12 protein-coding genes are annotated in these 13,481 nt (G+C 40.8%); 3 read left to right on the top strand and 9 right to left on the bottom strand.

What is annotated here, in order from left to right; genetic code table 11:
• Positions 1-9 precede the first annotated feature (9 nt).
• From lpdA to ggt, 9 genes are all read right to left on the bottom strand, one after another.
• A complete protein-coding gene (lpdA, locus tag ACIQCE_RS03290; RefSeq protein ID WP_400493580.1) occupies positions 10-1,392 on the bottom strand; it encodes a dihydrolipoyl dehydrogenase in 1,383 nt (460 codons plus the stop codon).
• Positions 1,393-1,404: 12 nt separating this feature from the next.
• The gene (locus ACIQCE_RS03295; protein WP_400493581.1) at positions 1,405-2,715 is read right to left on the bottom strand and encodes a dihydrolipoamide acetyltransferase family protein; all 1,311 of its coding nucleotides are present in this window, start codon (positions 2,713-2,715) and stop codon (positions 1,405-1,407) included.
• Positions 2,716-2,732: 17 nt separating this feature from the next.
• Positions 2,733-3,713: an alpha-ketoacid dehydrogenase subunit beta gene (locus ACIQCE_RS03300; protein ID WP_353856580.1), complete on the bottom strand. Its 981-nt coding sequence runs from the start codon at positions 3,711-3,713 to the stop codon at positions 2,733-2,735.
• A 32-nt stretch (positions 3,714-3,745) separates the two neighbouring features.
• Positions 3,746-4,729: a pyruvate dehydrogenase (acetyl-transferring) E1 component subunit alpha gene (gene pdhA, locus ACIQCE_RS03305; protein ID WP_400493582.1), complete on the bottom strand. Its 984-nt coding sequence runs from the start codon at positions 4,727-4,729 to the stop codon at positions 3,746-3,748.
• Positions 4,730-5,320: 591 nt separating this feature from the next.
• On the bottom strand, positions 5,321-6,052 hold the full coding sequence (locus tag ACIQCE_RS03310; protein WP_400493583.1) for a sulfate/molybdate ABC transporter ATP-binding protein: 732 nt from the start codon (positions 6,050-6,052) through the stop codon (positions 5,321-5,323).
• 21 nt (positions 6,053-6,073) lie between these two features.
• The gene (gene cysW, locus ACIQCE_RS03315) at positions 6,074-6,940 is read right to left on the bottom strand and encodes a sulfate ABC transporter permease subunit CysW (RefSeq protein WP_400493584.1); all 867 of its coding nucleotides are present in this window, start codon (positions 6,938-6,940) and stop codon (positions 6,074-6,076) included.
• A 5-nt stretch (positions 6,941-6,945) separates the two neighbouring features.
• Positions 6,946-7,791, bottom strand: coding sequence for a sulfate ABC transporter permease subunit CysT (gene cysT, locus ACIQCE_RS03320; protein ID WP_400493585.1), 846 nt, complete (start codon positions 7,789-7,791; stop codon positions 6,946-6,948).
• An 11-nt stretch (positions 7,792-7,802) separates the two neighbouring features.
• Entirely contained in the window at positions 7,803-8,840 is a 1,038-nt protein-coding gene (locus ACIQCE_RS03325) for a sulfate ABC transporter substrate-binding protein (protein ID WP_400493586.1), read from the bottom strand.
• Positions 8,841-9,106: 266 nt separating this feature from the next.
• The gene (gene ggt, locus ACIQCE_RS03330; RefSeq protein ID WP_400493587.1) at positions 9,107-10,861 is read right to left on the bottom strand and encodes a gamma-glutamyltransferase; all 1,755 of its coding nucleotides are present in this window, start codon (positions 10,859-10,861) and stop codon (positions 9,107-9,109) included.
• A 231-nt stretch (positions 10,862-11,092) separates the two neighbouring features.
• On the opposite strand from ggt, the gene ACIQCE_RS03335 reads away from it, so the two are divergent.
• From ACIQCE_RS03335 to ACIQCE_RS03345, 3 genes are all read left to right on the top strand, one after another.
• Positions 11,093-11,551 carry an ASCH domain-containing protein gene (locus ACIQCE_RS03335; protein WP_400493588.1) on the top strand — a complete coding sequence of 153 codons (459 nt, stop codon included), beginning with the start codon at positions 11,093-11,095 and terminating at the stop codon, positions 11,549-11,551.
• Between the two features lie 206 nt (positions 11,552-11,757).
• Complete coding sequence (locus tag ACIQCE_RS03340; protein WP_353856064.1) at positions 11,758-12,375, top strand: DUF47 domain-containing protein; 618 nt, start codon at positions 11,758-11,760, stop codon at positions 12,373-12,375.
• A gap of 15 nt (positions 12,376-12,390) precedes the next feature.
• Entirely contained in the window at positions 12,391-13,389 is a 999-nt protein-coding gene (locus ACIQCE_RS03345; RefSeq protein ID WP_400493589.1) for an inorganic phosphate transporter, read from the top strand.
• The last annotated feature ends 92 nt before the right edge of the window (positions 13,390-13,481 follow it).

Genomic DNA, 13,481 nt, shown 5'->3' on the forward strand with positions numbered 1-13,481 from the left:
TTGTTAACATTATTTTCTTAGTTTACTGACGATATGAAGTGCTGCTTCATAAAACCCTTCTGAGATTGTTGGATGCGGATGGATCATTTTGGCCATTTCTTCTGCTGTTCCTTCTAAATACATAAATGAGGAAGCTTCAGAAATCATTTCCGTCACGTGCGGACCAACCATTGTGGCTCCAATCACTTCTCCGTATTTCGTGTCGCATACTAATTTAATAAAGCCGGTTGCTTCACCTGCTGCCAATGCTTTTCCGCTTGCTGTTAAATCGAAGCGCTCTGTTTGGAAAGAAAGACCTTTTGCTTTCGCCTCTATTTCAGTAAGCCCTATACTCGCCACCTCTGGTAATGTATAAATACAGCGTGGAACGATATGCGCATTCATTTTTTCATGGTCGCCGCATATATTGCTGACTGCAACGGCTGCCTCTGCCATCGCTGCATGGGCTAGCTGATAACCGCCTGCAACATCTCCGACTGCATATACACCTTCAGCACTTGTTTCCATCCGCTCATTTACTTTGATAAAGGGTCCTTCTAGCTCAAGATCTAGCTTGATCGTTGCTGATAAATTAGGCTTTCTTCCTACACAAACGAGCAATCTTTCAGCCGTAAAGATATGCGTTTCACCTTTGTCATCTTTTGCATGTACCGTTTTAACCCCTTCGCTTTCTGTGACTTCTGTAACGGTCGTTTTTTTAGCGATATGAATCCCTTTTTTCTTCAATTCTCTCTCTAATAGCTTTGATGCTTCTTCATCTTCTTGCGGAATAATCGAAGGAGCAGCCTCAATAATGGTGACTTTAGATTGCAAACTATGGAAAATACATGCTAATTCAAGACCAATCACGCCTCCGCCAATAATAACAACAGATGCAGGGATATCTGGAATGTCAAAGATCGTATCACTTGTATCGAATTGAACCTCATGTAATCCTAAAATGGGAGGAATCGCAGGTGATGAACCCGTTGCAATGATTAACTGCTTTGTTTCAATCGAATCTGTTCCATCTTGTTTTTCAATGTCAATGCGATGTTTCGTAACTGCTGTTCCTCTTCCTTCATATACATCAATTTTTCCTTGTTTTAGTAAAAAAGCAATGCCGCCTCTTAGCTTTTCAATGACATCATCTTTACGCTTTCTCATTTTATCGAAGGAAAGAACCATTTCTCCTGTTTCGATCCCCCAGCTTTTCGCCTTTTCAATCGATTCAATTACTTCTGCATGTTTTAGCAATGTCTTGGAAGGGATACAGCCTCGATTTAGACAAGTGCCGCCTAAAAAGCTCTCTTCAATCAAGGCGACCTTTCGTCCGCGTTCAGCTGCTTGAAGGGCAGCCGTATATCCACCTGGTCCTCCGCCAATGACAGTTAAATCATAAGTTTTCATCATCCGATTCATCTCCTACATTAGCAATTCAAATGGTTGTTCAAGCACTTGCTTTACATCTGTTAAAAAGGCCGCCGCTGGTGCACCGTCAACAACACGGTGGTCAAACGATAAGCTCACGCCCATCATTGGTCTTACATGAATTTCGCCATCTACCACAACAGGCTTTTCTTGAATACGTCCAACACCTAAGATAGCGACTTCTGGCTGATGAATAATGGGTGTAAAGGTATCGATTGCATACATGCCTAGATTACTAATTGTAAAAGTTGAACCTTTTAGCTGATCTGGTAAAAGCTTTTGATCACGCGCGCTTTTGCCAATTTCTTTTGCTTCTTTTGTCAGTTGTTTTAACCCTTTTTGATCAGCATGTGAAATGACTGGAACCATAAGACCGTCTTTCACTGCGACAGCAAGACCAATGTGTACATTTTCATGGAAATGAAGCTCATTTTGTTCAAACGTCATATTGATTTGAGGGTGACGCGTTAATACTTTGCTGACAGCGTGAATGATGATTTCTGTAAACGATAATCTGTACCCTGTCTCTTTTTCAATAGCCGGCAATAGCTGCTTGCGAATTTCCTTCGCATTGGTCATATCGATTTCGCTCGTTAATGTGACATGAGGCGCTGTAAAAGCACTTTGTGACATACGATCTGCTATGACTTTTCTCATACCAGCAAGCTTTTGCGTTTTTACTGCAGATTCTGTATGAGCCGTTACTGCTTTCACATCGTCTTTCGTAATTTTTCCATAAGCGCCAGTGCCTGAGACATTCGCTAAATCAATTCCTTCATCGACAGCCATTTTTTTGGCAAGTGGAGAGACTCGCTGGTCTTTCTCCCCTTTGCTCACTAAGCCCTCGACATCTCGCTTTTGAACTCTGCCTTTTGGTCCAGTGCCAGATACCTCATGAATCGCAACATGATGATCTTTTGCTAACTTTCTTGCTGCCGGCGTAGCACGCACGTTTACACCAGAAGTTGTCTCAATATCTGTAGATGGATCAGGTTCTTGTGGTGTTGCGATGCCTTCTGATGACTCCTCATCAGACTGTGCAGGCGGCGTTTCTGGTACTTGTTCAGAAGCCGTCCCAATATATCCAATGACAGCGTTTACTGGAATTTGATCATCTGCTTCATAATATTTCTTCAGCAATACGCCATCGTCATAGGCTTCAACCTCGATATTGATCTTATCTGTCATTATTTCAAAAAGAGGCTCGCCGATTTCAACCGAATCCCCCTCTTCTTTAAACCATTGAAGTAAGGTGCCGACTTCCATCGTACTGCTTAGCTTCGGCATAAATATCTCTTTTGGCATGATCTTCTCCCCTTTATTTAAGAGCGCACGAGCTCTTTTGCTGCTTCGATAATATCTGGTACTTGCGGAATGACGGCTTTTTCTAATGTTGGATTGTAAGGAATCGGTACAGCAAGACCGCCAAGTCGTTTGATAGGTGCATCTAAGTAGTCGAAGGCTTCACTTTCAGCAATCATACTAGCAATCTCTCCGCCATACCCGCCTCGTTTGACTGCCTCATGTACAACGATACATTTGCCTGTTTTCTTGACAGATTCGACAATAGTTTCTTCATCTAATGGAACCAATGTTCTCGGATCAATGATTTCGACATCAATGCCCTCTGCTTCTAATGCCTTCGCCGCTTCTAATGCCTTGTGCACCATAATCGCTGTTGCCACAATGGTGACGTCCTTTCCGCTTCTTTTCACATCAGCTTTTCCTAATGGGATTGAATATGGCTCCTCTGGCACTTCACCTACCGTTTTATATAACAGCTTGTGTTCATAGAAAATGACTGGGTTGTCATCGTCAATGGCCGCTTTCAATAGTCCTTTCGCATCATAAGCTGTCGAAGGCTGTACGACCTTTAATCCCGGAATATGAGCCATCCACGCTTCTAAACTTTGAGAGTGCTGTGCTGCTGCCCCAGTTCCAGAACCGGCTGGTGTTCTTACAACCAATGGGACCTTTCCTTTTCCACCAAACATGTACCGCGTTTTTGCTGCTTGGTTGACAAGTTGATCCATTGCAATTGTAATAAAGTCGGAGAATTGAAGTTCTAAAATCGGCCGCATCCCTGTCAGAGCAGCACCAACCGCACCCCCAGCGATGGCAGCCTCTGAAATTGGTGTATTGCGGACGCGCTCTGGACCAAATTCTTCAATCATTCCGCGCGTGACACCAAAAGCGCCTCCATATACACCAATATCCTCACCTAAAATAAAGACATCTTGATTTTGTCGCATTTCCTGACTCATGGCTTCTCTGACGGCTTCTAAATATGACATCTCTCTCACTGTTGTTTTTGTCACCTGAATTCCCTCCTCAATTAGGCGTATACATCCTCTAATAATGTGTCAATTGACGGTTCTTTACTATTCTTTGCGAATTCAACGGATTCTTCGATCTCTTGTTTCGCTTCTTCTTGTAAGCTCGCTGCCTTTTCCTCTGTGAGTATATTCAAATCAATCAATAGTGACTTAAAGCGTTTGATACAATCTTTCTGTCTCCATTCCGTCTCTTCTTCCCGTGTACGGTATTTTTTCGCATCACTCTTTGAGTGACCTTTCCAGCGGTATGTTTTCATTTCAATTAATGACGGACCATCTCCACTTCTTGCACGTGTGACAGCTTCATCTACCGTGTTCATGATGTCGATCATGTCATTTCCATCAACTGTTTTCCCTGGTATGCCGTAGCTTTTCGCTCTTGTTGAAATGTTTTCAATTTTGATCATTTCTTTCACAGGCCCTGACATACCGTATTGGTTGTTTTCACAAATAAACACAACTGGTAAATCCCAAATGGACGCAAGGTTTAATGCTTCATGGAAGCTTCCTTCGTTTGTTGCACCGTCTCCGAAGAAACAAAGAACGACAAAGCCTTCCTTCTTCATTTTAGAAGTGAGTGCTGCACCAGTCGCAAGCGGGATACCGCCGCCAACAATTCCATTTGCACCAAGGTTTCCTTTTTCTAAATCTGCAATATGCATTGACCCGCCTTTTCCTTTACAATAGCCTGTTTCGCGACCAAACAGCTCAGCCATCATTTTATTGACCTCTGCTCCTTTTGCAATACAGTGACCATGCCCCCTATGTGTGCTGACAATCTTATCTTCATCCTTTAATACAGCGATAGAGCCAACAGCCGTCGCTTCCTGACCAACACATAGATGAGTTGTTCCATGGATGAGTCCCTTTGCAAAGAATTGATCTACTTTTTCATCAAAATATCTAACTAACCACATTTGTTTATATAGATCTGTTAACTTCTCATGACTAATTTGTTCAGGCAAAGTGATTTGTTTTTGCATTCATTCTCTCCCCTTTACATTTGTTCTTATATGTTACATTTGTAATAATCATACGTTTATCTTAAATTGAAGTCAAGCATTTCCGTCTTTTTTAAGCATTTCAATTTTCATATAAAAAAGAGAAAGGCAAAGCCCTTTTCTAAAGAACTTCTCTTTCTCTTACAGACTCACATGTTCATTCATCTAGATACATCATCATCTTGACGCTTTCCCCTTCTGGGTGCTTTGCACATTCAATCGCTTGAAGTAGCTGACTGAATGGATAACGATGCGACACCAACTTTTCTGTCTGAACCACCTTGCGCTTTAGAAGATCAATCGCTTGACCATAGTGATAAGGATGCCTTTACTTCATCAGGAAAAAACCGCTTAGCCGAAATCCTTTTGGAAAATGAGCAAACACCAAAATCGTTCCGCCCCTTGATACTTTTCCAATAGGCGAATACGGCTTTAAAAACCGTTTTCCTTTTATATCAGAAACATCATAATAAGTGTGCCACCTGCCAAAAGCCCCAAGTTCCTAGGAAAAAATGATAAAAAAAAGATGCAGCCTAAGCCGCATCCTACAGTTTGAATCATCTATTCAACTTGTTAAATATGACTTCCTATATCTAAAAATTCAGATACAAATGAATTGTCCGTTTGCTCAACCATTTCTTGCCTAGTTCCGATTTTTTCAATTTTCCCTTCATTCATGACCACAACACGATCAGAAATATCGAAGGCTTCTTCTTGATCATGTGTTACAAAAATGGTCGTCATTTGAAATTCTTGATGGACTTTTTTCAACCAATGTCTTAATTCTTTCCTCACCTTCGCATCTAATGCGCCAAATGGTTCATCAAGGAGGAGCGCCTTCGGTTTGACAGCAAGAGCACGCGCTAAAGCAACTCGCTGTTTTTGACCTCCTGACAACTGCTCTGGATAACGGTGCTCATATTGCTTTAACTGGACGATCTCTAAAAGGTCATGTACCCGCTGCTTGATTTCCTTCTTTGATAGCCGTTCTCCTCTTGGTTTTATCCTAAGACCAAATGCAATGTTATCAAATACCGTCATATTTTGAAAAAGGGCGTATTGCTGAAACACAAAACCGATCTGCCGTTTTCGAACAGGAATGTTCGTATAATCTTGATCTCCAAATAGAATTTGTCCCTCACTTGCACATTCAAGACCTGCGATGATTCGCAAAAGGGTCGTCTTACCTGATCCAGACGGGCCTAGTAAAGAAATCAATTCTCCATTTTTAATAGACAAATCAACATGTTGTAAAACACTCGTTTGCCCGAAATGTTTTGATATTTGTTTCACCGTAATCCCCAAAGTTAGTCCCTCCATTCATCTTTAGCGCTTGCCGAGCCGATGATCAAAATGCTGAACCGTATGCTTCAAAATTAATGTGATCACCGCAACAAAAGCCATCAATGATGCAACTGCAAAAGCAGCCTGAAATTGATACTCATTGTATAAGATTTCAATATGAAGCGGCATTGTATTTGTCATACCGCGAATATGACCCGAAACGACTGAGACCGCACCAAACTCACCGATTGCCCTCGCCCCCGCTAAAATAGCACCGTAAAAAAGAGCCCACTTGATATTTGGCAATGTGACGAGAAAAAACGTCTTCCATCCATTAGCACCGAGTGTAAGAGACGCCTCCTCCTCATGTATTCCTTCATTTTGCATAAACGGAATAAGCTCTCTCGCAATGAAAGGAAATGTAACAAAAATTGTAGCAAGGACCATTCCTGGTACAGAGTAAACGACTTTAAGACCATGTTCTAAAAGCCACTGTCCTAAAAGACCGTTTGAACCAAATAAAAGGACAAACACAAGCCCCGCAATAACAGGAGATACTGCAAATGGAAGATCGATAACGGTCGTTAACAAACTTTTCCCACGAAAATCAAATTTTGTGATGAGCCAAGCAGCACTGATTCCAAAGATCGTTTGCAGCGGCAATGTGATCACCACAATGAACAATGTCAGCTTGATCGCTGATAAAGTGTCTGGATGAGAAATAGCGAGAAGATAAGAATCCCACCCTTTCTCAAACGCCTTCATCAATACGGCAACGAGAGGCATGAGTAAGAATAAGAGCAAAAATCCATATACGATGATCACAAAGAGGACCTTCACCACTTTCGATTCCGTCACAGGACTCTCGTATGCGATGCGGTTTTGCTGTTTGCTAAGCTTACTGTCCAATTGCCTCACCTCACTTTCACTTGTTTTTTCCGCTCTATATACCACTGCAATCCATGAATCAATAAGAGGATAAAAAATGAAAGGAGCAGCATGAAACAAGCAATTGTGGCTGCCCCATGATAATCATATTGTTCAAGTTTTGACATGATCATGAGCGGCGTAATTTCCGTTTTAAATGGGATGTTTCCAGCAATAAACACAACGGAGCCATACTCACCTAATGCCCTAGCAAAGGCAAGTGAGAATCCTGTCAAGATGGCTGGAAATAAAGTAGGCAACAACACATGAAAAAAAGTCACTCTTCTTGTTGCACCAAGTATCGCTGCAGCTTCTTCTACCTCCTGCTGCATTCCTTCAATCACTGGCTGCACAGTTCTGATGACAAAAGGAATGCCAATAAAAATAAGTGCGAGAATAATGCCTAACGGTGTATACGCTACCTTAAAGTACAAAAATTGACCGATCCATCCATTTGAAGAATAAAGAGTCGTAAGGGCAATACCTGCAACAGCCGTTGGAAGAGCAAATGGCAAGTCTATTAATGCATCAATGACTTTCTTCCCGGGAAATGAATAACGAACTAAAACCCAGGCAATCAGCACACCGAACCCTGCATTGATCATCGCCGCTACAAAGGATGTGGTCACAGTCAACTGTAATGACTTGAGTACCCTCGTATCACTTATGACCTTCCAAATCCCTTCTACTCCTAAAGAAGCCGTCCAGATGAAAACCATTGATAAAGGGATGACAACAATAGCACTCACGTATACAAGTGTAATCCCTAGACTCAGCCCGAACCCAGGTAACACCCTTCTACTCTTATTGGCGGCAGCTTGTGCTTTTTTCATCACTTCTCCCCCTATTTTTGTCCGCTGTAAATTTGATCAAATAGACCGCCATCATCAAAAAATCTTTTTTGTGCTTTGCGCCAGCCGCCAAACGCCTGATCAATTGTCACCATGTCAATCTCTTTAAACTGATTTTTATACTTGTTTAAAACCTCCTGATTCCTTGGTCGATAATAGTTCTTTGCTGCAATTTCTTGCCCTTTTTTAGAATACAAATATTCCAAATACGCCTTCGCCACTTTTTCTGTTCCCTTCCGTTTGACATTTTGATCTACGACTGCCACTGGTGGTTCTGCTAAAATACTGATTGATGGCGTAACAATTTCAAATTTGTCTTTACCTAATTCATGCAATGTCAAATACGCCTCATTTTCCCATGCAATTAACACATCACCAAGTCCACGTTCGACAAAGGTGGTTGTAGCACCACGGGCCCCTGAATCAAGAACTTCAACATGTTCATATAGTTTTTTCACAAAATCTTTCGTTTTCTCTTCATCACCGTGAAATGTCTTATCGGCATATGCCCATGCGGCTAAATAATTCCATCTTGCTCCTCCGGATGTTTTAGGGTTTGGTGTAATGATTGACACACCTGGTTGAATCAAATCATCCCAGTCTTTTATCTTCTTTGGATTGCCTTTCTTCACAAGAAAAACTATTGTTGACGTATATGGTGTAGACTTGTTTGGAAATTTCTTTTGCCAATCCTTTGAAAGAAGACCACGATCCGCAATGGCATCAATGTCATAACCAAGGGCCAGTGTTGCCACATCGGCTTCCAGTCCATCAATAATAGATCTTCCCTGCTTCCCAGAACCCCCATGAGACTGCTGAATCGTCACCTCTTCCCCGGTCTTGTCTTTCCAATATGTTTGAAATGCTTGATTGTACTCCTGATACAATTCACGTGTTGGGTCATATGAAACGTTTAAAAGTTCAATCTTCCCTTTTTGTTTCGAGGCTTCGTTTGCATTTGAGCATGCCACACTAGTGACAGTTATTGTCAATATGATGGCAACTACCGAGAACCATTTCCACTTCTTCATGTTATCCAGCACCCCTATTTACGAAGTATTAGTGACATCAACCTGCCTTTTCATTACGCAAAAAAGACTCTTAGCAATTGAAGTACAACACTTCCTTGTACTTCAATGCCAAGAGCCTTCGGTTGTCCGATCAGCTATGTATGATTGATGTTAGTCTATATATTATTCAAACTATTCACAGGTGTCAACTGTGTTTTAACTTTTTCTTACGTTGATGGAAAAAAAGAAACGCCATCTTAAAGAGGCGCATCTTTTCCCGGGAAATGTTATTCATCTGTAGATAGCTTCAAGTTAACACCGATAGCAGTTCCATTCCTTGTTGAATCAGCTACACCAGTAAATGTCCCTGCTTTTCGGTCAATTAACAATGCTTGAACATTCCCTATATCAATAGGCGAACTTCCAAAGCGATGCCCAAGATCATTTAATTTTGTCCTTACATCAAGAGGGACACCCACTTCATAACGATAAGAAGTTAAGCTATCTGTATAAATTCTTGGTTCTTCCACAGCATCCTGAAGCCCCATTTCATATTCAAGCAAATTCAGGATCGTCTGCGAAACAGAAGCGATGATGGTAGTTCCACCAGGAGATCCAACTGTCATCACAGGTTTCCCATCTTCAAATATAATAGTCGGTGTCATACTTGATAAAGGTCGTTTATTTGGCTGAACTTCGTTGGCTCCGCCAGGCACTGCATCAAAATCTGTTAATTCATTGTTTAAAAAGAAACCATACTTTGGTACAAGAATTCCAGTGCCAAATAACTGTTCAATGGTTGTCGTAAAAGAGACAACATTTCCCCATTGATCCGCAACAGTAAAGTGTGTTGTCTCCCCAATCGTTTTATCTTCTGGCTGTGAGACAATTGGCAATGGATTCTTTTCATCCTCATACGCCCAAGGATTACCTGCCTTTGGATTCCGATTGACTTGATCTAATTTAATCAGTGAGGCTCTTTCAGAAATGTAGTCATCATCTAATAGTCCTTTTAGTGGAACATCTACGAATTCGGGGTCACCGGCAAATGCAGCACGGTCTGCATAGGAGAGATGCATCGCTTCAGCAAGCAACTGATACTTTTCAAATGATTTGGCATCATATTGGGATAGGTCAAAGTGGTCAAGTATTTTGAGTATTTGTAGCATAAATACACCGCCTGAGCTTGGAGGAGGCATACTTGCAAGTTGATAGCCTTTATAGTCACCCCAGATTGGCTTGTCAGTCTTCACTTCATAATGGCCAATGTCATCAGTTGTCATCGTACCACCGAAGTCTTGAACAGTATTTGCAAGCGCTTTCGCTACTTTTCCTTTATAAAAAGCTTTACTTCCTTTTTTCGCAATGAGCTTAAACGTTTTTGCAAGACCTGGTTGGACAAGAAGTTCACCCTCTTTTAACGGTCGATCATCTGGAAGGAATATCGGCGCAGCGGCAGTTTTTCTCAATTTTTTTTGATGATCATCAATGGCTTTCGCAAGAACAGAGTCGATTTTAAATCCATCCTCTGCTAGATGAATAGAGGGCTCAATTAATTCCTTCATCGACCGAGTTCCCCACCTATCTAATGCTGCTTCAAGACCTTTCACTGTACCTGGAACACCCACTGCATTCCCATGTGTGGATCGTTCAGCAAACGGGATGACTTTTCCCTCATCTGTCAAAAACATATCAGGTGTTGCGCCCTGTGGTGCTCGTTCTCTACTATCAATAATGGATGTCTCATTCGTAACACCATCATACACCATCATAAATCCTCCGCCGCCAATTCCGGACATCATTGGCTCTGTCACATTCAGAGCATACTGTATCGCAACAGCAGCATCAATTGCGTTCCCACCCTTTTTCAATACGTCAGCACCAATTTCTGATGCAAGCGGATGAGCAGTAGCCACCATGCCATCTTTTCCGACAGCTACTTTATTCCCATGACTTTCTTTTGCAGTGACTTGGCTGACAGGCAGGAAAAACGAGAAAGCAATCAGACATATGGACAAAACAGTTAGAGAAATGCGTTTCATGAGCCACAACACCCCTTCCATATTCTTACTTTGACCTTACCTACTTCTTGACCAGAATACAATAGATTATTCAAAAATTTCAAATTTTTTCATTCTAACATCCTACATAATTCAAATAAAACACGCTTTTTCAAAACATATGACATGCACAAAAAGAAGGTATAAAGACATAATGTTTTCAAGTATTTGCCTTAACGGTATAATAAACACATGACAAAGGGGGAAAAAACGGTGAACCACAAAAGCAAAATTTTTTGGGAAACGTATTGGGAAGAGAAATCAGAAAAAGCACCAGCTAACACATTTGTTTCGGCTTGGGCATTTGGTGCAGATCCAGATCACTTACTTGACCTTGTACAGCAAGGAAAAAAAACAGACACTTGTTCTGGATATATTTTTTATGAAAAGGAACAGGAGCCACTTCCGAAGGCTGGGCAATATGCGATCATTTTGGACAGCAAGGAAGAACCTAAAGCCATCATCGAGATTACGCATGTAGATGTGATGCCAATGAATGAAGTCCCTGAATCATTTGCACAAGCAGAAGGTGAAGGCGACCTATCATATGACTATTGGTATAGAGTCCATAAAGAATTCTTCACAGAAGCACTCAAGCCGTTCGGATTAGACTTTAAAGAAGACATGCTTCTTGTTTGTGAACGTTTTAAACTGATTCATTCAGCTTCTTAACCTTTAAGCGGCGCCAAAAACGGGTCGCTTTTTCCGTTTCTTTTTTCCTTTCTGAAAAAGGTGTGTTGAGTTTTCATCTTTAGGTCAGAATAAGATCAAATAGAAAAAGTGAGAAAATTTTCGACTACACCTGTTTTTTTTCGACAAAAGAATATATAATTATTTGATGTGTGCATTGTCTCATTTATACAATGGAGGGTTTTTACATGTTCAAAAGAAAAAAAGACAAGTTTTCACTCTTGTTAACGGAAATTGCTAAAAATTTAGATGAAACTGCTGAATATTTTGTTAGCTATAAAGTGACAAATCAAACCACTCTGAAAGAATTTTCTGACACATTGAAGGAATATGAAACAAAAGGTGATAATCATGTTCATACCATGATTAAAGAGCTGAACAAAGCCTTTATTACACCGATTGAGCGTGAAGATATTCTTCAATTAACAAATAGTCTCGATGATGTTTTAGATGGTATTGAGCATTTTTCAGCAACCATGGAGATTTATTCGCTGACCAGCTCAGACGAACATATCGACAAATTCAGTCATTACATTAGAGAATGCGCAAAAGAAATTTTAATCACAATTGAATTACTGGCTGAAAATCGCTTAAATGATATTCAACCGCACGCAATCAAAATCAAAGAGATTGAGCATAATTGTGACAATCTTTATCGTAAATCACTGAAGAACTTGTTTGGTAAAGAGACAGATCCGATTAAGGTCATTCAATACAAAGAAATTTACGAAACACTTGAAGAAATCGCTGATTCCTGTCAAAGTGTTGCCAACAACCTAGAAACTATTATTATGAAGAATGCGTAACGGGGTTAGTTTAACATGGACATATTAATTATCCTTACCGTACTTATCGTCATTTTTGCACTTGCTTTTGATTTCATTAATGGATTTCACGATACAGCAAATGCCATTGCAACTTCTGTTTCAACGAAAGCTTTAAAACCAAGACATGCGATTATCATGGCAGCGCTTATGAACTTCTTAGGAGCAATGACATTTACTGGTGTGGCAAAATCCATTACAAAAGACATCGCAGATCCATTTACACTTCAAAATGGTTCTGTCGTCATTTTGGCTGCATTGATTGCAGCCATTACTTGGAACTTGCTTACTTGGTATTACGGAATTCCGAGTAGCTCTTCACATGCACTAATCGGATCGATTGCTGGGGCTGTTGTTGCCTCTGCCGGTTTTGGCGCTTTAAATTATTCGGGGTTCATTAAAATCATTCAAGCACTTTTAATCTCACCTGTCCTTGCTTTTGTCGTGGGATACATTGTTTATACCATTATTAAATTGATTTTCAGAAATAACAATCTCGCAAAAACAAATAAACAGTTCAGACGTGTTCAAATTTTAACAGCGGCACTTCAATCCTATACTCATGGAACAAACGATGCGCAAAAAGCGATGGGGATTATCACCATGGCCTTAATTGCAGGTAACTTGCATACAACAGATGATATTCCATTTTGGGTTCAATTCTCTTGTGCGCTAGCAATGGGACTTGGTACTTCTGTTGGCGGCTGGAAGATTATTAAAACAGTCGGTGGTAAAATTATGAAAATACGTCCAGTAAACGGTGTTTCTGCTGATTTAACTGGGGCAGCCATTATTTTTGGTGCGACTTTCATCCACTTACCTGTTAGTACAACACATGTTATCTCCTCATCTATTTTGGGCGTAGGTTCTGCTCACAGAGTAAAGGGGGTAAACTGGGGTACAGCAAAACGCATGCTCGTCACTTGGGTCATCACATTGCCGATTTCAGGAACATTAGGGGCCCTTATATACTTTATATTAAACGCTATTATTTAACTCAAACTGCCTAGTCTTACAGGCAGTTTTTTTCATGTGGCAGGTTTTCTAAACATACCCATAGAAGTAAAAGATATTCACTTGTTTATGGG

The sequence above is a fragment of the Bacillus sp. NPDC093026 genome (assembly GCF_044754665.1).
In the GTDB taxonomy this organism is placed as follows: Bacteria; Bacillota; Bacilli; order Bacillales; family Bacillaceae; genus Bacillus; species Bacillus maqinnsis.

Coding starts and splice junctions, on each gene's coding strand:
- lpdA (WP_400493580.1), bottom strand. CDS start 1,392: ATGATGAAAACTTATGATTTAACTGTCATTGGCGGAGGACCAGGTGGA.
- cysT (WP_400493585.1), bottom strand. CDS start 7,791: ATGAAAAAAGCACAAGCTGCCGCCAATAAGAGTAGAAGGGTGTTACCT.
- ACIQCE_RS03345 (WP_400493589.1), top strand. CDS start 12,391: ATGGACATATTAATTATCCTTACCGTACTTATCGTCATTTTTGCACTT.
- ACIQCE_RS03340 (WP_353856064.1), top strand. CDS start 11,758: ATGTTCAAAAGAAAAAAAGACAAGTTTTCACTCTTGTTAACGGAAATT.
- ACIQCE_RS03325 (WP_400493586.1), bottom strand. CDS start 8,840: ATGAAGAAGTGGAAATGGTTCTCGGTAGTTGCCATCATATTGACAATA.
- pdhA (WP_400493582.1), bottom strand. CDS start 4,729: ATGCAAAAACAAATCACTTTGCCTGAACAAATTAGTCATGAGAAGTTA.
- ACIQCE_RS03295 (WP_400493581.1), bottom strand. CDS start 2,715: ATGCCAAAAGAGATATTTATGCCGAAGCTAAGCAGTACGATGGAAGTC.
- ggt (WP_400493587.1), bottom strand. CDS start 10,861: ATGAAACGCATTTCTCTAACTGTTTTGTCCATATGTCTGATTGCTTTC.